At 52.7% G+C, this 18,322-nt stretch carries 14 protein-coding genes; 12 read left to right on the forward strand and 2 right to left on the reverse strand.

The genetic code is table 11. The features are described from left to right. The first annotated feature begins 26 nt into the window (after positions 1-26). Genes HV314_RS22675 through HV314_RS22715 form a run of 9 tightly spaced genes read left to right on the forward strand, consistent with a single transcriptional unit; the run spans position 27 to position 14,339 of the window. Complete coding sequence (locus HV314_RS22675; RefSeq protein ID WP_023288354.1) at positions 27-1,475, forward strand: SrfA family protein; 1,449 nt, start codon at positions 27-29, stop codon at positions 1,473-1,475. Positions 1,476-1,492: 17 nt separating this feature from the next. Then, entirely contained in the window at positions 1,493-4,561 is a 3,069-nt protein-coding gene (locus HV314_RS22680) for a virulence factor SrfB (RefSeq protein WP_023288355.1), read from the forward strand. Beyond that, positions 4,561-7,275 carry a putative virulence factor gene (locus HV314_RS22685; protein WP_017901257.1) on the forward strand — a complete coding sequence of 905 codons (2,715 nt, stop codon included), beginning with the start codon at positions 4,561-4,563 and terminating at the stop codon, positions 7,273-7,275. The genes HV314_RS22680 and HV314_RS22685 overlap by 1 nt, the downstream gene beginning before the upstream one ends. Beyond that, complete coding sequence (locus tag HV314_RS22690; RefSeq protein ID WP_326928834.1) at positions 7,269-8,288, forward strand: hypothetical protein; 1,020 nt, start codon at positions 7,269-7,271, stop codon at positions 8,286-8,288. Before HV314_RS22685 ends, HV314_RS22690 begins: the two co-directional genes overlap by 7 nt. Continuing rightward, positions 8,285-10,252, forward strand: a complete 1,968-nt coding sequence (locus HV314_RS22695; protein WP_017901259.1) for a vWA domain-containing protein — start codon at positions 8,285-8,287, stop codon at positions 10,250-10,252. Before HV314_RS22690 ends, HV314_RS22695 begins: the two co-directional genes overlap by 4 nt. Continuing rightward, entirely contained in the window at positions 10,252-10,977 is a 726-nt protein-coding gene (locus HV314_RS22700) for an ABC transporter ATP-binding protein (protein WP_023288357.1), read from the forward strand. Before HV314_RS22695 ends, HV314_RS22700 begins: the two co-directional genes overlap by 1 nt. After that, positions 10,967-12,181 (forward strand): ABC transporter permease, encoded by a 1,215-nt coding sequence (locus HV314_RS22705; protein ID WP_025999345.1) that lies wholly within the window; start codon positions 10,967-10,969, stop codon positions 12,179-12,181. The genes HV314_RS22700 and HV314_RS22705 overlap by 11 nt, the downstream gene beginning before the upstream one ends. A gap of 50 nt (positions 12,182-12,231) precedes the next feature. After that, a complete protein-coding gene (locus HV314_RS22710) occupies positions 12,232-13,800 on the forward strand; it encodes a formylglycine-generating enzyme family protein (protein ID WP_032747569.1) in 1,569 nt (522 codons plus the stop codon). A gap of 35 nt (positions 13,801-13,835) precedes the next feature. Continuing rightward, the gene (locus tag HV314_RS22715; protein ID WP_017901263.1) at positions 13,836-14,339 is read left to right on the forward strand and encodes a hypothetical protein; all 504 of its coding nucleotides are present in this window, start codon (positions 13,836-13,838) and stop codon (positions 14,337-14,339) included. Between the two features lie 59 nt (positions 14,340-14,398). Here HV314_RS22715 and HV314_RS22720 read toward each other — a convergent pair whose 3' ends face one another. Continuing rightward, positions 14,399-14,854, reverse strand: a complete 456-nt coding sequence (locus HV314_RS22720) for an IrmA family protein (protein WP_032747566.1) — start codon at positions 14,852-14,854, stop codon at positions 14,399-14,401. Between the two features lie 552 nt (positions 14,855-15,406). Here HV314_RS22720 and HV314_RS22725 point away from each other — a divergent pair. The 3 genes from HV314_RS22725 to istB all read left to right on the forward strand — a co-directional run bounded on the left by HV314_RS22725 (position 15,407) and on the right by istB (position 17,714). After that, a complete protein-coding gene (locus HV314_RS22725; RefSeq protein ID WP_031521479.1) occupies positions 15,407-15,763 on the forward strand; it encodes a hypothetical protein in 357 nt (118 codons plus the stop codon). Positions 15,764-15,912: 149 nt separating this feature from the next. Further along, positions 15,913-16,935 carry an IS21 family transposase gene (gene istA / locus HV314_RS22730; RefSeq protein ID WP_032747563.1) on the forward strand — a complete coding sequence of 341 codons (1,023 nt, stop codon included), beginning with the start codon at positions 15,913-15,915 and terminating at the stop codon, positions 16,933-16,935. Then, positions 16,932-17,714 (forward strand): IS21-like element ISSen3 family helper ATPase IstB, encoded by a 783-nt coding sequence (gene istB, locus HV314_RS22735; RefSeq protein WP_032747561.1) that lies wholly within the window; start codon positions 16,932-16,934, stop codon positions 17,712-17,714. The genes istA and istB overlap by 4 nt, the downstream gene beginning before the upstream one ends. Here istB and tssB read toward each other — a convergent pair. Continuing rightward, positions 17,657-18,166 (reverse strand): type VI secretion system contractile sheath small subunit, encoded by a 510-nt coding sequence (gene tssB, locus HV314_RS22740; RefSeq protein ID WP_032747556.1) that lies wholly within the window; start codon positions 18,164-18,166, stop codon positions 17,657-17,659. The two genes, istB and tssB, sit on opposite strands and share 58 nt — an antisense overlap. Between the last annotated feature and the right edge of the window lie 156 nt (positions 18,167-18,322).

Below are 18,322 nucleotides of genomic sequence, written 5' to 3' on the forward strand. Positions count from 1 at the left end.
AAATTACAGCCTTTAAGGGTTAGATAATGCGAAATTCGATTCAGGGACCACTACTTCGTACCGGAAATAACTCTTCATTCAAGGCGCTGGGTGAAACGGGCTATCCTGTTTTCAAGATGGCCTTCCAGCTACGCGAAGCCATCTATCGTCTTGATGCAGGGCGCGATCTGGCCCGTCATCTGGCTATCCCGCAAAACGATCAGGGCGGTGACAGAACCGACTGGTACAGCAGTTTTCCCGGCGATGTTATCCCGTGGAGCGGCGCAAGCGAAGCGGAGCGAGAATCGGCGCGCCAGCAATTTAATGCGTTTCGAATGGCAGTGCAGTCACTAAGCGAACAGTTGCTCAACGCGGAGCAAAGCGGAACCGGCGGCGATCGTCGGGTCTTTGCCCAGTTGCTAAAATCTGTAACCCATTTCCCCGATTATGAGTTTGTCTATCTCGTTAATGGAACGCTGGTGATCACCTTTTGGGGGTTTGTCCACCCGGAAGGGGAACAACGTCACCCGATGCATTGGCTGAGTTCATCGTCCGTTCCCGCCGCCGCCCTCGCGGCCGTTCCGCCGCAGGCCAGCGCCACGGAAAAAACCGTCGAACCCGCTCCCGCGCCCTTTGTTGATGTTCGAACGCGCCGCTGGCGCTGGCGTTGGTTGCTATGGCTACTTTTGGCGTTACTGCTGCTGGCGCTGCTGTTAGGGCTGCTCCGCGGCTGCGCTCCTTCTCTTTCCCTGCCGGGCCTCCCTGGTCTTTCTGCGGATAAAACCACGGTCACCGCTGAACCTGTGGCTACGCACCCGGCCACCAGCACCCATGACGTGGCGATCAGGGGGTCAGAAACCGCCGTTGGCGCTCGCGCCGTACCCGGCATTGTGGAAGGGTCAACCGCGGACGCGCATCCTGCGCTGGATTCAACGGTGCCCGCGATGCCTGCCGACACATCTGACAGAGCGGTAGACGGCGATGCGACGCCGCCGCCGGCTAACGCAAATGAAGCCAGCGTAGAACCGCCACTGCCGCCCGGCGTACAGGATACCCACGACGAGCAGACGCCTCCGGGCGTGACTCCGGTAACCGCCCCGCCGCTCGTTGCGCCGCAGGGCGAACCGTTAACCCTCCCGGCCACCCTGCCGGACGGCCCGGCGAAGTTTCTTAACGGCGAATGGCGCGTGAATGGCGGTATTCAGGACAAGCACACCGGACGCCCGCTCCAGCTGCAATATAATTTTGACCAGGGCAACGGCACCGTCAGCATCCGCCAGTCCAGCGGCGTAACGTGCCGTGGCCCAGCCAACGGTAACGTGCAGCAGGGGGCGCTCAACATTACCAACCCTGAGCAAATGACCTGCAGCGATGGCTCAAACTTTATTGTGCCGACCATCGAGTGCAAATCACCTTCCGCGGGTCATGCCGATTGTATTGGCAGCAACGATGGGGAAAAAACCTTCCCGATTCGTATGCTTCAACCTAATTCCTGAACAGGGACGAGATAACTATGTTGCCCGAGATTGTATCTTTTGATCGTCAAGTAACCCTGGTAGGCGACTCCGGGATCCAGTTTATGGATTTTGGTTTGTCTCCAGGACGTTTGCCCGCCGGTGAATTTGTTAAATTAGCCAATGGCGTATTGACCCGTTTAATCTACAACGAACAGCGTGATTACTATTTTTATCAGCCCAGCCCGGCAAATATCGAGAAGGCTAAAAGCCAGTACGATATTCCCGTTGAGCAGAGTCTTAAGCTGTTTGACGGGACATGGTTGCCGCTTCCCCTACTCCGTTTCAGCCCGCCTGACGTCTATCAGGAAGGGCCGCTAAACTGGGCGCGTTTTCGTATCGTCAAGCTGGACAAGCCTGATATGGATGGGCATAGCCATCGAATGACGTTGGCTATCGATACTCGCGTAATGGCCAAACAGCAGGCCGCCGCCGACCTCAGCCCGAACCAGGAAGATGTCAATGCCGGGGCAACCTTTGCGGTGGCGACAGCCACCTATGCCCTCAACTGGTATCTCACGCAAGAGTGGATTGTCGACTGGCTGAAAGAGGTATTTAAAGAGGCGAGCAAAGGCCGGGATATCGACGAACGCGAGCAGGAGCTTAACCAGCAGTATCCGCTGGCGCACTACCTTAACCTTCTTTCACTGATGGCGATTCCCGTCGAAGGTTTGCAAAGTCAGACCGCCCCCATCATTGAATTGCCGCAGTTCAGGGTCATCGCCAATCGGGAAACTAACGCTATCAAGCCTATTCCCGTTGATTTGATCCTCGATGTCGGTAACTCACGCACCTGCGGTATTCTCATTGAAGATCATGGGCAATCAGGTTCAGGTATGCAGCACAACTATGTGCTCAAATTGCGCGATCTTAGCGCGCCGGAACATGTTTATACCGAACCCTTTGAAAGCCGGGTCGAATTTTCACAGGCCTTCTTCGGCAAAGATCACTGCTCGGTGCGTAGCGGCCGCCACGATGCCTTCCAGTGGCCGACGATCGCTCGTATCGGCGGAGAAGCGGGTCGTTTAGCGGCGCGCCGAAAAGGCAGCGAAGGTTCAACCGGCCTCTCCAGCCCTAAACGTTATCTTTGGGATGAAAAATATTACGGTCAGGGCTGGCGATTCAACGGTAGCTACGTGCAGGACAGTAATCCACTCGCCACCGCTGCGCCGTTCGCGAATCTGATCGATGAACGGGGCGAGGCGTTACACACCATCGAAGATGAGATGGATCGCATCCCGGTCTTTACGCCACGCTATTCCCGCAGCTCGCTGATGACCTTTATGCTCGCGGAAGTATTAACCCAGGCGATTAGTCAGATTAATAGCCCGGAACAACGCATACGTCAGGGACACGCAGGTATTCCGCGTCAGCTACGCCATATTATTCTGACCGTGCCGCCCGGTATGCCGATGGCTGAACGTTGCGTACTGGATGACCGTATGCGTCAGGCGGTCGGTTTAGTCTGGAAAGCGCTACGCTGGCACAACGGCGAAAACGATCCTTATGAGGATGAGCAAGAAGATCATAGTCAGACAAACATTAAAATTCCGCTGCCGAAAATCAGGGTCGAGTGGGATGAAGCGTCCTGCGCGCAGTTGGTTTATCTCTACACCGAGATAAACCAAAACTTTGCCGGTCACCCGGAGTCGTTTTTCGACGCCCTTAGCCGACCCGACAGCACGCAACGTGAAAGAATATCCATCGCATCTATCGATATCGGCGGCGGCACCACCGATCTGGTCATCACCGATTATCATCTCGATCGCAATGGTCATAGTGGGGGCGGCGCTAACGTCCATATCATCCCGCAGCAGCGTTTTCGCGACAGTTTTAAAATTGCCGGCGACGATATTCTGCTGGATGTCATCCAGTCCTATGTGCTTCCAGCCTTTGAGCAGGCGCTGCGTGAAACGGGGGTCATATCCGTTGAGACGCTGATGTCTCAACTGTGCGGCTCGCAAAATATTAGCGCGGCGGAATCCGTGCTGCGCCAGCAGCTCACCCTCCAACTCTTCGTTCCCCTCGCGTTGCACATTCTGGGTAAATACGAGCAATTCGATCCGCTGGACGAGCAAACGCATATCGTGATTAACCAACGTGTCGGCGATCTACTGCCGGTAGGTTCTCTGCGTGATGAAGTCGAGAGCTTTGTTCGCCGCGAAGTACAAAAAGCTGGTGGTCCGACCGATTTCAAACTAGCGGAGGTAATGCTCACTCTGCCGCTCGCCAGAGTGCATAACGATTTGTGCTCGGGTAAGTTCAACATTGATAAAGTGCTAACCGCGCTGTGCGAAGTGCTGAGCTATTATCATTGCGACCTGCTACTGCTGACGGGCCGCCCTTCGCAGCTGCCGGGCATTCAGGCAATTATCCGTCGCAACCTGCCGTTGCCGCCGGGGCGTATTTTACCTCTGCACGGTTATCAGACCGGCACCTGGTATCCGTTCCATAAAAATGGCCATATCGACGATCCGAAGAGCACCGCCTCCGTTGGCGCGATGCTCACGCAACTGTGCGCAAATCACAGCATTCCTAACTTCCATTTCCGTACCTCGGCGCTGAAGCCTTACTCAACGATTCGCCATATTGGCACCATTGATATGGATAACCTGATTCGCAGTGCCGATATCGTTTATCGCCATATCGAATCGGAGAACGGGCAGATAAAATTGCCGACATTCACCGACGAAAATGGCGAGAACACCACGCAAAGTATCATCATGCGTGGCGATTTGCGGCTGGGTTATCGTCAACTGGATGCCGAACGTTGGGCCGCCGCACCGCTTTATACCTTACGTTTTAGCGAAGAAGGCCGTAAGAAGTTTTCCGCCGCCTTCTCCGTGGATAACGGTTCACCGTACCTGAAAGTGAGACTGGCTATCGACAAAGGCAAACGGGCGCGCCAACTGGGCTTAATCAGCGATCGGCTGATGATTGCGGATATCACCAGCAACACCGATAAGTCATTCAGCAAGCGTGATGTAGATCTGGAACTCAATACTATGCCCGATACGGGGCTCATTGATAGCCGACACTGGCTCGATAGCGGGAGTGTTAAAAAATAATGAATAGCGATCAAAAATCTCTCACTCAGGGCTGGGCAGCTATCGCTCAGGGCTGTCAGGACGCACTTGGCTGGGTTGATGCAGTGCGTTCCGGTTCACGTCGCCTCGACAACGAGGCGGATAAACTCAACCTTAGCTTGCTCCGCACGCGTAACCAGGCCAATAGCCTGACACTGGTCGCCAGAACGCCAATGACCTTCGGTTTTTTCGGCATTTCTCAGGCCGGGAAATCCTATCTCATCTCCGCATTGGCAGCTGGCAGCAATGGTTCACTGGAAGCCCTTTATGGCGAACGGCGCGTCGACTTTATCAAAGAAGTGAATCCCGTCGGCGGCGGTAAAGAGGCCACCGGCCTGGTCACCCGCTTCACCCGCCAGGCCCCCGCCGCGCCTGCGGGCTATCCTGTGCCTCTGCGCCTGTTCAGTGAAATCGATCTGGCCAAAATTCTGGCAAACGCCTGGTTTAATGATTTCAACCACGAGCAGCTGAGCTTTCAACTTGATGAAGCCAGGGTTGAAGAGCGACTGCGCCCCTTCCTGCAACGCGCCACACAAGCAAAAAGCTATAACGGCGTGAGCCAGGAAGATGTGGTTGCCTTATGGGATTACCTGAACGCCTCGTTCAGAAAATCGGTTGAAAAACTTGAACACGCCTATTGGCCGCAGGTGTTGAAAATTGCCCCTGCGCTGAGTCCTGGTGAACGCGCAGAGCTATTTTCTTTATTGTGGGGAGAACTGCCGGCCCTCACCGAGACCTATCGTTCATTAGCCAATGTGCTGACCAAACTCAATCATGCCCGGACGGTGTTCGCCCCGCTGGAGACGCTTATCGATCACAGTAATGGCAGCATTATGAACGTCGACAGCCTTAACCGGCTAGGCTCCAGCCAGGATCGCCACGTGGAGATCCGCTACTGGAAAGAGGAGCAGCAAATCGGCAGCGCCAGCTTAACCCAGGCGGAACTGGCAGCGTTAACCACCGAGCTTATCTTCCCGTTAGCGGAAGTCGAGGCCGACAGCGTCGTGGAGCAGGTCGATCTGCTTGACTTCCCTGGGTATCGCGGGCGTCTTAAAATTACCGCACTGGAAGAGGCCGGTAGAGAGGGGCTTAATCCCATTTGCCAGCTTCTGCTGCGCGGTAAAGTCGCCTATCTGTTTGAACGTTACACCGATAATCAGGAGATGAACGCGCTGGTCGTGTGCGCCAGCTCCGCCAAACAGAGCGATGTTGCTGACGTTGGTCCGGTATTAAACCGCTGGGTAGAAAAAACGCAGGGTAAAAGCGCCGAAGAACGTCAGGGCCGTAACCCTGGGCTGTTCTGGGCCATCACCATGTGCGATATGCGCATCAACAGCAGTCTGCAACTCACCACCGAACAGTTAAAAGAAGGCTGGGAAGGTATGCTGCACATGACCTTGCTGGAGCGTTTCGCCCAATATGATTGGCTGCAGCAATGGGCGCCCGGCCAGGCGTTTAATAACTGTTTCCTGGTGCGAAAACCGGGGCTGGATAATCCGTTCATCGACCTAAAAGACGGTACAGAACAGGAGCGAAACAAGGAAGCGTGCATCACCGAGCGCTATCGCCAGAAGCTCGACGAAATGGGCAGCACCTTCATTAGCGCTAAAAACGTGCTGCAACACGTCACCGAGCCGAGCAAAGCCTGGCACGCGATGCTCGAGCTCAACGATGGCGGCATGGGACGCTTAACCAAAGCGCTGCGCGGCGTCGCGCATCTGGAATTCAAGCTGGCACGTTTGCAGCAACAACTTGAGCAGTGTCGCGAGGAGACCGGCAATCGCCGCCTGGGCCGCTGGTACGAAAAAGACGGCGACGGGCAGCTCGTGAAAAAACAGGCCATCGCGAAAGAGCTATGGCAGGGGCTGTCCGCCTGCTCCCACAGTATGGGAGAGCTAATTAATCGTCTGGATCTGCCGACGCAGGAGCTTAATAACATCTATTTAAGCATTCGCGACCGCAACCCGGAACCGTCAAACGATGGCGACAGCCTGGCGGCAAACGCGTTTACCGCCAGCCCATTTGGCAACAACCCCTTCGGTGATAACCCGTTTGGCAGCGATCCCTTCGCCGACGCACCGGCTGAAATCGCCGTGGTTGACGCGCCAGCGTCAACTGCCCAGGAAAGAGTCGGCCAGGACGATGATTTCGCCCATCAGGCGTTTAAAGCCTGGGTCGCGCATTTGCGTGAACTGCCGCAGCAAGCGCCGCAGTGGCGTCAGTTGGGGATGAACAGCGAACTGATTAATCATCTCAGCGAAGAATTGATCACCGCAGCCACGCGCCTAGATCTGGAAGGCACGCTGAAACGCGCGCTGGCGGGTCAGGAGCAAGCGGGTACGCGGCGTGAACATCTTATGGCACGCCAGGTTCTGCGCGCCCAACTGACTATGCGTGATTTTATCGCCTGGTTTGGTTATCTCACTCTACCGCCTGAAAAGGTGCCCAACAGCTATGTTGGCGAGAAAAATAAAGTCTTCCTGCGCCAGAAACCGCTGATGAACGACGAGCTGCCGCAGCTCGCCGCCGTTGCGCCGCAGCCGGGTGTCTCTTATCTGGGAGACTGGCTATCCGCCCTGATGAGCGTCGTACTTGATAACGCTGGTCATAGCGCCACGCGCGATATTTCCGTCGAACATAATCGCCAACTTGGTCAAATTATCAGCCAATTGAAACAAGAGAACATGCCATGCTAGCTAAAATCATCGCCTGCCAACCGGCAGAGCCGGGTACCGCACAATTGATGGTTCGCCTGCGCGGCGAAACTGCGGTGCTGCCCGATCTGACCTTTACGCTTTGTAATAACGAGCAGAACTATCTGCAGCCCGATGGCAGCTGGAGCCCTGCACAGCACTGGTTTACTGTCAACGGCGGTTACTCCCTGGCCAACGGCAGCGGCTTTCGTATCGGCCCTACTCTACTTGACCCTTTGCTGGCAAACGCAAGCCAGGTCCAGATTCAGATCAAGCTGGCTTCAGGAGAAGTGCGCAATACCACCCTCCAATTGGTGCGTGATGAGTTGCTCTCTTCTGAAGCCAGGGGCGCGACGGGTAATTACAGCAGCAGCAGTATGCTGGCAACCCCAGAAACCGACTCCGCACCAGCGGCCATCGTAGAAGCGCCCGTCGCAGAATCTGAAACCATTGCGCCGACCATTCATGCCGAGCCGCAGCCGCAACAAAAACCTGCGGCTTCCCGCCTCCCGCTCATCTTCGCCGCCATCCTGCTTTTAGTGGTGATTGCTGGCGCGCTTTGGTGGTTCATGGGCCGGGACAAAGGTCAGGAGGTGGTCCCGGCGGTACAAGCTCAGCAAGCCCCCGCAGCCGCCGCCCCTGAAGCGACGAACACCGAGCCTAAAGCCCCGGCTGGCTGTTCCGCACAGAGTTTAGACACGCTGAGCGAGCTTGAATTCGTGCAGACGTGCGTTCAGGAAAAACTCGATAGCGATAAACTGCTGGCCATTATCCAGTCAGCGAAAGAGGCGAAGAAATGCGGCGTCGCCCAGCGCCTGTACGCAAATCGCGCGCAGGGCGGCGATACCAAAATCGCCCTGATTTACGCCGGTGAGTACGATCCGAAATACCATCAGGCAAGCGAATGTTTCAAAGAGGCGGATAAAGATACCGCGGCCTATTGGTACGAAACGGTACTGCAATCAGAACCCGAGAACCAAACGGCTAAGCAGCGCCTTGAGGAGCTAGCAAAATGACCCGGACTTTTTTTTGCCGTCTGGCGCTGCCCTTATGCGGCCTGTTGTTCAGCGGGCACCTCTTTGCCGCCGAGGGCGATAAACCGCTGCTTCAGGAAGGGAAGAAAACGCTATACCAGCGCATCCTGACGACGCCAGGCTGTAAGCTTAGCGACAACGCCGGGGATGAAAATGGGCAGCTTCAGCCTGCCTTTAGCAGCCTTTATGTTTATCAAAAGGAAGAGGCTAAGGGGCAAAGCTGGCTTAAAGTCGGGCCGGATAGCTATGGCAAAACCCTTGGCTGGTTGCCGAAATCCTGTACCGTAGACTGGAAAATGCAGCTGACGCTGGCGTTTACCAACCCGGCCAACCGCGATCGGTTACTCTTTTTCAAAGAGAAAGAAAGTCTGGATAACATTCTTTCTGCCCCCGATCCTGTCTCTCTGGTGGCGCCGCTGCGCGCCAAATTGAAGCGTGACGGCCACGCTGAAGGTATTCAGGCCCAGGAGCCGGAATATTTTGTCGATCTGCAAAAGCAATTTTATCTGCTGCCAATCCTGAGCGGCGAAGAGGTCATGACCGAAGATGGCTTCTATACGCGCCTGCTCAACGTGGCCTCCGTCAGCAAGGCGGATGATAACGCAGCGGCAAAACAAGATAACGACGTAAACCAGTTGAAAGGCTTTAACGCTTCGGTGGTGTTCGTTATCGATTCAACCATTTCAATGGGGCCGTATATTGAGCGCACTAAAGAGGCGGTCAATAAGATCTACGACAAAATTAAACAAGAGCATCTGGATGGGCAGGTCAAGTTTGGTTTGGTCTCTTATCGTTCAAATACCAAAGCCGTACCGGGACTTGAATATAACACCCGCATTTTCGCCGACCCTAACCAGGTCAAGGACGGCGCGGATTTTCTGCAGAAAGTCGCCGATCTTAAAGAAGCGAAGGTCTCAAGCTCTTTATACGACGAGGATGCCTATTCCGGCGTGTTATCAGCTATTGATGACATTGACTGGAGTCCATTCGGCGCCCGCTATATGGTGCTGATTACCGATGCTGGCGCGATTGAGGGCAGCAATAAACTTTCAGGAACCGGCCTTGATGCCAGCCAGCTCCGTCTGGAAGCCGGTAACCGCGGCATTGCTATTTATACGTTGCACCTGAAAACCGCCAGCGGCAAAGCAAACCATACCAAAGCCGAGAGCCAGTACCGCGATCTCTCCAATTTTGATAGCACGCAATCTAACCTTTATCAGGCGGTGAATGCAGGCGATATCAAAATGTTCGGTCAGCAGGTTGATGCCCTGGCGTCAGCCATTACGGAACAGGTGAAAGCCGCCTATATGGGGGATGCCGCCATTGGCAGCGCGCTGTATGCCAAAGATGAGGGGCAAAAGCTCACGGCGGAGCAGAAATTGCTCCAGGATACGGCGTTAATCGGGCATGCGATGCAGTTAGCCTATTTGGGCAAACGCAACAGCACCCAGGCCCCGCTGGTGTTCCAGGCCTGGATTAGCGATCGCGATCTGATTAAGCAGAACATCCCCACAACAGATGTTCGCGTGCTCTTAACCAAGGGACAGCTGAGCGATTTAAGCGATGCCGTCAGCCAGATTCTGAAAGCCGCTAATGAAGGGATGATCTCGCCCACTAAGATGTTTGAACAACTGCGCACCGTTGCGGCAACAATGGGGACCGATCCTAACCAGTTGAAACAGCAAGACAGCGCGAGCATCGGCGATCTTGGCGTGCTGGGCGAGTATCTGGCCGATCTTCCCTACAAAAGCGATGTGCTGAATCTCGATGAAGAAACGTGGAAAAGCTGGGATGGGCTGTCACAGGAGAAATTTATCCGCACACTGTCATCCAAGCTGCGTCACTATCAAAAATATAATGCAGATGTCGACCGCTGGGTCGAGCTGGCGCAAGGTAGCGATCCGCGCGATCGCGTGTATCCCATCCCACTGGAAATGATGCCCTGATGCTGCACATTGAAGACTTGTGCGTGGTTCGTGGTCAGGATCATCAGGCTCACCGTGTTTACCTGCCGCAGCTTTCGCTGCGGCCAGGCGAGGTGGTGGCGGTAACGGGTGAAAGCGGCTGCGGTAAAAGCACGCTTCTGGAAGCCATTGGTTTAGTGTTGCATCCCAGCAAAATTGGGCGTTACACGCTCAGCAAAGGGACACAGCAGCAGGATATTGCCGCGTTGCTTCTGGGCGAGCGACATAATACACTCGCTGCGATTCGGGCACGCGAACTTGGCTTTGTATTACAAAACGGTGGCCTCCTTCCCTACCTGAACGTCAAAGATAATATTCTCTTGCCGTGCCAGCTGCTGGGAGCCCGCCCTGACAGCACCATGCTGGATAGGGTCATCGAAACGCTAAAACTGTCGCCACTACTGGCAAAATATCCTACCCAGCTCTCCTTTGGCGAACGGCAGCGCACCGCTTTTGCGCGCGCGATATTACATCGCCCGGCGCTGGTACTGGCAGATGAACCGACGGCGGCGCTCGATCCCTACAATGCCCAGAAATTATTTAGCCTGTTTATCGAACTAGTCCGTCAGGAAGACATGATGGCGCTGGTCGTTTGCCATGACTGGCCTCTGGTCAAACACTTCAATTTACCCTGTTTAGCTGCGCAGCCAGAATCGCTGACGGCGTCATCACAGAGCGAACGGGGAGGTACTTACTTTGTCCTTTAATCGTGCAAGACTGCTCGGTCGCCTTGCAATGCAAGACCTGTGGCACGATCGCATCATCTCTTTTTGCATCGTCTCCTCTCTTGTTGCGGTCATCGCCCCTTTACTGCTCCTTTTTGGCCTGCGCTTTGGCATTGTGAACCAGTTACAAAACGATCTGGCCAACGATCCCCGCAATCTGGAGATCCGCATGTTGAGCAGCGGAAGCTACGATCAGCACTGGATCACGCAGCTACGGCAGCGGCCTGATGTCGGCTTCGCCATCGGGCAAACGCGCTCGCTCAATACGCTGACTGACTTGCAGACGGACAGCACACATTTTATTGAAAATGCGGAAGTCATTCCGACAGAGGCTGGCGATCCTTTGCTCGGCACGCAGGTGCTCCATCATGACCATGAAGTTGTTATTACTCAGGAAGCGGCACGCAAGCTGGCGGTGAAAACCGGTGATACGCTCACGCTACGCGTGAGTCGTATGCTCGATGAACGCCGCGAATGGGGACGTAAGCGCGTGACCGTGGTGGGGATTTTGCCAGCCACCTATTTTAATCGCCCCGCTATCTTTACCCGCCCCGCGTTATTAATGGCTCTTGAACATTTTCGCGATGGCTATGCGGTAACAGCGTTAGGGGTCGCCAGCGGCGCTCAGCTTAACGGTAACGCGCCGCGCTACGCCCGCGCAAGGTTGTACGCACGCGATATTGACCATGTCGCCAGCCTTGAACGCGATTTGCGCGCCCAACGCATCGAAACCACCAGTCGGCTGGCGGATATTGAGAATGTAAAAAGCATTAACCGTGTGTTGGGCATCATCTTTAACACGATCGCCATCACCGCGCTCATTGGCTGTATCGCCTCGTTAATCGGCTCGTTTATCGCCAATGTCGATCGTAAACGTAAGCATATTGCTGTACTTCGTCTGCTGGGCTTCACGCGACCAGCCGTAGGCGTTTACGTCATTAGTCAGGGCGCTTTGCTCAGCCTGATGGCCTATATCGGCGGTTTTGGCATCTATTTTTTAGCCAGCCAGATATTTAACCGGGCGCTGTCCACAAGCCAGGCCACCGGTCAGATGATTTGCAAGATAACGCCCTTACACGGCCTTATCGCCCTCTTACTGACGCTGGTTGTGGCGACGCTGGTTGCCGGTATCGGTGCCTGGCGCGCGATCCATATTGAACCTGCGCAGAGCCTGCGCGAGGCATAACCCTTATTTTTTTAATTTGCCCTAAGCATCTATTTTAGCGGAGATCGTTCATGGCCTTTACTCCTTCCACATTATCGCGCTGCCTGGCGCTAGCCCTGCTGGTGAAGATCTCCCCCGCGCTGGCAGAACCGTGGGCAGAGAAAACCTATAATCCGAAGCCAGATAGCGATGACGTGATTTTGCCTATGCCCTGCGAAGGTTCGATGGTATTTCGTCGGGTAGAAATTCCAGTAGCCGGTCCTCTGGATGATATTCCCATCACCTTAGGGGAAGATGGCGGTGAATGGGGCTTTGTGGAACACAGTTATCCCACGTTTATCGCCGGTAGCTTTACTGAAACGCCCCAAAATAAAGGCCGTTATTATTTAATGGCGAAATATGAGCTGTCGGCATTGCAATATCAGGCATTAACTTCCGATACTTGCCCGACACCATCGCGTAAACTTAGCCTCCCTCAAACCAGCATCAGTTGGTTTGAGGCCGTTAATTTCTCCGATAAATATAACCAGTGGTTACGCGCAAACGCGCTCGACAAGCTGCCGAAAGAAGATAACAAGCCAGGTTTTTTACGACTGCCCACCGAAGTAGAGTGGGAGTTTGCCGCGCGCGGCGGTCTGAAAGTGGATACCGCACAGTTTCGTGATTCCCGTTATCCGATGGACGACATCAAAAATTATGAGTGGTATTCCGGTTCGCAGTCCTCAAACGGGAAACTTCAGCTCATCGGTCTGTTAAATCCTAACCCGCTCGGCCTGTACGATATGTTAGGCAACGTCTCTGAGATGATGTTTACCCCCTTCTACCTCAATAAAATTAATCGATTGCATGGCCAGGCTGGCGGTTTTGTGGTGCGTGGCGGCAGCGTGATGTCCAGTGAGTCGGATATCCGCAGCGCTAGCCGTAAAGAAATTAACTATTACGATAATGCCCAGCCTTTTACCAGTAAAACAATGGGCCTGCGGTTGGTGCTGGTTTCCCAGGCAATTACCTCAACGGACCGGGTCAAACTTCTTGAGAAAAACTGGTCGACTCTCGGTGATGATAAAACGGGCGCAGAGAGCAGCAAATCCGGGTCCAATGATACGGCGAAAGCGTTAGGTAGCCTGGCTTCTGGCGTTGAAGACGGCGAGCTGAAGAAAAAGCTGAAAGATCTGGAAAACCAACTTCGTGCCAGCAACCAGCAGCAGCAAGAAGAAAGAGCACAGTCTATCCGCGCCAGCCTGAATCTGGGCTCTTTTCTCTGTACCAAATTACAGGACGATGGTCGTTTCCTTGACTTCCTCAATCACAATTATGAGCTGCTGTGCAAAGATAAAGACAGCAGCGATGCCAACTGTGCCATCCGCAAAAATAAGCTGGCGGAACAAACCGATCGTCTACAGCAGCTAACGAGCTACTACGCCAGCAGTCTGGTGGATTCCGGCACCCTGTATGGGCAAGCAGGGCTAAAAGGCGAAGTGAACGTGTTCAATCAGATGCTGATGCTGAATAAACGTCTTTCCGGTCTTAAGCCGTTCCTCGCTGCTCATTGGCAGAATCAGCAAAAATACCTAGCGAACGGCAAAATTGATACAGCTGGCTGGCTGGATACCTGCAAACAAGTAAAGAACGGCCACTAATCTTAAACATGTCAGTTTATAAAGGAGTAAGGAACGTGAAATTAACTCTACGAATTGCGGCGTTGACCATTGTCTGTATGTCACTCAGCCAGACAGCTTTAGCTGCGTCTTACAGTGCGGAGGATCAGGAACAATTAACGCTGGAATGCCTGCTCACCAATAATAAATACGCCAGCGCCTTTATTGCGCAGGATAGCGCGGGATATGCCCTGGGAACCCAGTCTGCTCCGACTGCTGAGCTGAATCTTGTCACTAATCAACCGGGGGTTAACGCCTACTATAATTCTCAGATGATCGCCGGTGGCTCGCTTTACTGGATACGTGTCGTCAAAGGCCCCTATGAATATATTGTTTACGATAAAGAGCAGCACGGCGATATGTCAGGTGTGGTTGTCACAAAAAAAGGGAAAAGAATCTTCCACAAAGATTGCAAGGAACCTATCAAGGTGGGTACACAAAACGATGGCAGCATCTTTAGCCGATTTGCGCAAGAAGATACAGAAGGCGATCGTATTATCGATTTAATCAACAAAGCATAAACGCTTATTTCGTCGTAATGGGGATGTATATCTATCATCCCCATAGAAGGCAGCTAAAGCTATCCGCTTTTTTGTACGCTCATTTTTAATGGTTGATAATATTGCGGATCAAACATCGACAGTGGCAGAGCATGGACTGAACCATCCGAAGACGTTTCCTCAACGTCGGTAATCACGATGTTGGCTGTATTTTCAACCGCATCACAGCTGAATTCAGTTGCCGAAAGGGTTGAGCGAGTTGCACTGCTATCGCCAAACGGCTGAACATCAAGAGTTCCTTTTTCCAGAACGGCTCCCGATTTATCAGTTAATTGTAAGCTGACTGTCAGGTTATTGAATGTCCCATCACCGCCGTTATCCAGCCGGAATACCAAAGAACACACGCCCTGCACCCAACTGCTATCCGTATTACGAATACTAATATACCGATGGTCATTCTCCGTACTCACTGCGGGGCCAACCATGCCGCCACAAAGTACGGCCAGCAATAAGCTGCATAATGTTTTCTTAATCATAATCTTCTACGCCCTCATTCCTCACGCCGCCTCACAAAATTCTGTTCTCTTCCCCGATACGTATGTCGGTTTTAGCCTATTTCAGTGCCAACTCAATCTGTTCTATTGCTTTCTAAGCATATTGTAATGAGCTATATGGTTAAAAAATAGTAATACACTAAACAAACTAGCACTTCAATTTAAAAGCGTTACTCACGAAAAAATTAGAGCGATAATTAGTTCGTTAAAAATAATAACATTACAAAATTAGTAATGTCTATTCTTTCTTGTTGCTTGTAGAAAAAACAGCCTAATCAATAGACCCTATGCAAAATTCATTGAGATGGATCATTTGAGTATATGAACGGTTTTGCTAACGTCATTAATCGTTATTATGTAAAACGTTGTTTTGTTTTCCTACGTATACCTAATGCGGAATATAAGGAAATAGCATTCTATAAAGATATTGGTGAAGAATAATTAATGAGTAGTTATTGCATGGATGTTTTTAAAAAGTTAATGAATGATTCCATGAATAACATAATATCAATTAACAAATAGGTGTAAAAAGTAATGGCTACTAAAATTCGCATGGAGAATCCACGTACTGGCGAGACAGTAACAGGATTTTATGGTTTTTCCTGGACTACATTGTTTTTCGGAGCGTTTCCAGCTCTTTTCAGAAAGGACTTCATAACCTTCATCGGTACTTTTATCGTGCTGATTATCCTTGCTTTTCTCACCATGGGTATTGGCTCGATGATTGGCATGATTATTTGGGCATTCATGTATAATAAGTACTATACAACTAATCTTATTAAGAAGGGTTTTGCTTTTGCAGGAACCAACACAGAGAATGAGCTTGCATCAGGTAAGCTTAATCTCCACTTAAATGCTGATAACTGCCTCACATACAGAATTGGTAATTAAGTATCCAATTGAGCCACCAATGAGTGGCTCAAGTATTCATTATTCTTCAGGTACGAACTCAGTTGTTACCAACGGTGCAAAACTGATCCACCCCAGCGGTTGAAAATTGATCCAGGGGTTAATCTGCTCCTCTGAATACAGGGGAGCTTATGATCACTTTTGAGATTCGTATGAAAATTAAAGTCCTGCACAAGCGGGGAATGAGTATCCGGGCCATCGCCAGAGAACTGGGTATTTCGCGCAATACTGTCCGCAGCCACCTGAATGCCAATCCTGAAAAGCCGCAGTATTCACCACGCCCGGCATCATCATCACTGCTCGATGAATACCGCGATTATATCTGTAAGCGGATCAGCGACGCGCATCCCTACAAAATCCCGGCTACCGTTATTGCCAGGGAAATCATGGAGCTGGGCTATCGTGGAGGTCTGACTATCCTGAGGGAGTTCATCCGTTCGCAGACACTCCCCGTACAGGCAGAGCCGGTTGTTCGCTTCGAAACCGAGCCCGGACGGCAGATGCAGGTTGACTGGGGGACCATGCGAAACGGTAAGTCTCCCCTGCATGTGTTCGTTGCTGTTCTGGGGTACAGCAGAATGCTTTACATCGAGTTCACCGACAACATGCGCTACGACACGCTGGAATCCTGTCACCGCAATGCGTTCAGCTTCTTCGGCGGCGTACCGCGGGAAGTTCTGTACGACAAGATGAAAACGGTAGTGCTCCAGCGAGATGCTTACCAGGCCGGACAGCACCGGTTCCATCCTTCCCTGTGGCAGTTCGGCAAAGAGATGGGCTTCTCTCCGCGGCTGTGTCGCCCCTTCAGGGCACAGACTAAAGGTAAGGTGGAGCGAATGGTGCAGTACACCCGCAACAGCTTCTACATCCCGTTAATGACGCGTCTTCGCCCGATGGGGATAACCGTCGATGTTGAGACCGCAAACCGTTACGGTCTGCGCTGGCTGTACGATGTGGCTAATCAGCGGAAGCATGAAACTATCCAGACCCGCCCCTGTGATCGCTGGGTGGAGGAACAGCAATCCATGCTGGCACTGCCACCGGAGAAAAAACAGTATGACGTGCAGGTTGACGAAAGCCTGGTGACCTTCGACAGGCAGCCGTTGCATCATCCGCTGTCCATCTATGACACGTTCTGCAGAGGAGCCGCATGATGGTCGAACTACAACATCAACGGCTGATGGTGCTTGCTGAACAGCTCCAGCTGGACAGCCTTATCGGCGCGGCGCCGGCACTGTCGCAACAGGCAGTGGTTCAGGAATGGAGCTACATGGACTTCCTGGAGCACCTGCTACATGAGGAGAAACTGGCCCGGCATCAGCGTAAACAGGCGATGTACACGCGGATGGCAGCCTTCCCGGCGGTGAAGACGTTCGAGGAGTACGACTTCACCTTCGCCACCGGCGCACCTCAGAAGCAAATCCAGTCGCTGCGTTCCCTGAGCTTCATCGAACGTAACGAAAACATCGTGTTGCTGGGCCCCTCGGGCGTGGGGAAAACACACCTAGCGATAGCCATGGGCTACGAGGCAGTACGGGCTGGCATCAAGGTTCGCTTCACAACAGCAGCAGACCTGCTGTTACAGCTATCGGCTTCCCAGCGTCAGGGGCGTTACAAAGCGACACTCAATCGTGGTGTCATGGCCCCCAAACTGCTCATCATCGACGAAATAGGCTATCTGCCGTTCAGCCAGGAGGAAGCCAAGCTGTTCTTCCAGGTCATTGCCAAACGTTACGAAAAGAGCGCGATGATCCTGACCTCTAACCTGCCGTTCGGGCAATGGGACCAGACGTTCGCCGGGGATGCAGCGCTGACATCGGCAATGCTGGACCGGATCTTACATCACTCACACGTAGTCCAGATAAAAGGAGAGAGCTATCGACTGAAGCAGAAACGAAAGGCCGGGGTTATAGCGGAAGCTAATCCTGAGTAAACAAGGTGGATCAATATTAGACCGTTGGTGGTGACGGTAAGTGGATCACTTTTTACCCGTTGTTGACACTTGAGATCACGGAGTAAATTGCGCATGGAAAGCATGGCCTTCAACTGAGGGATTTGCCGGGAAACCTGCTCCGGGGTGAAATCTTTCATGCTCCGGAAGGTCAGGCTGATGTTGTCTTCGCTGCCGTCATCAGCCAGCGTGTTTTTAACGGTCAGATTGACGTTTGGGGAATATTCGGACAACACTGAGTCGAAATTATTTTTATTCAAATCAACTTTTTTGCGCTCAGACAGGGGGGCAGACTCCTGACTATTACTGAAGTCGCCCGCCACGAGCAATTTCAGGGGGAGCTCCGTTTTCTTGCTCGCGCCACCAGTGTGCAAATCAAGTTTTAAATTAATACGCACTTTAGGGATTTCGGACTGAAAGGAAGAGTTAGACATGGCTGTCCCTGTTCTATGAAGTAATAGAAACGGTCAATGCCAGTGAGAAATAAATAAGAAAAAATTACCCTGCCAGAACAACTTTTCGGTTCGCGTCATCCGACGTAAATAAAAACCCCGGAACTAAAAAGCGGGCGCATTCCATCCACCAGCATG

This window comes from Citrobacter sp. RHBSTW-00887, from assembly GCF_013728095.1.
Taxonomy (GTDB): Bacteria; Pseudomonadota; Gammaproteobacteria; order Enterobacterales; family Enterobacteriaceae; genus Citrobacter; species Citrobacter braakii.

Bases quoted from the DNA above. Each gene is read 5' to 3' on its own strand.
- HV314_RS22720 (WP_032747566.1), bottom strand. From the start codon at position 14,854: ATGATTAAGAAAACATTATGCAGCTTATTGCTGGCCGTACTTTGTGGC.
- HV314_RS22710 (WP_032747569.1), top strand. From the start codon at position 12,232: ATGGCCTTTACTCCTTCCACATTATCGCGCTGCCTGGCGCTAGCCCTG.
- istA (WP_032747563.1), top strand. From the start codon at position 15,913: ATGATCACTTTTGAGATTCGTATGAAAATTAAAGTCCTGCACAAGCGG.
- istB (WP_032747561.1), top strand. From the start codon at position 16,932: ATGATGGTCGAACTACAACATCAACGGCTGATGGTGCTTGCTGAACAG.
- HV314_RS22675 (WP_023288354.1), top strand. From the start codon at position 27: ATGCGAAATTCGATTCAGGGACCACTACTTCGTACCGGAAATAACTCT.
- HV314_RS22725 (WP_031521479.1), top strand. From the start codon at position 15,407: ATGGCTACTAAAATTCGCATGGAGAATCCACGTACTGGCGAGACAGTA.
- HV314_RS22680 (WP_023288355.1), top strand. From the start codon at position 1,493: ATGTTGCCCGAGATTGTATCTTTTGATCGTCAAGTAACCCTGGTAGGC.
- HV314_RS22690 (WP_326928834.1), top strand. From the start codon at position 7,269: ATGCTAGCTAAAATCATCGCCTGCCAACCGGCAGAGCCGGGTACCGCA.
- HV314_RS22700 (WP_023288357.1), top strand. From the start codon at position 10,252: ATGCTGCACATTGAAGACTTGTGCGTGGTTCGTGGTCAGGATCATCAG.
- HV314_RS22695 (WP_017901259.1), top strand. From the start codon at position 8,285: ATGACCCGGACTTTTTTTTGCCGTCTGGCGCTGCCCTTATGCGGCCTG.
- tssB (WP_032747556.1), bottom strand. From the start codon at position 18,166: ATGTCTAACTCTTCCTTTCAGTCCGAAATCCCTAAAGTGCGTATTAAT.
- HV314_RS22685 (WP_017901257.1), top strand. From the start codon at position 4,561: ATGAATAGCGATCAAAAATCTCTCACTCAGGGCTGGGCAGCTATCGCT.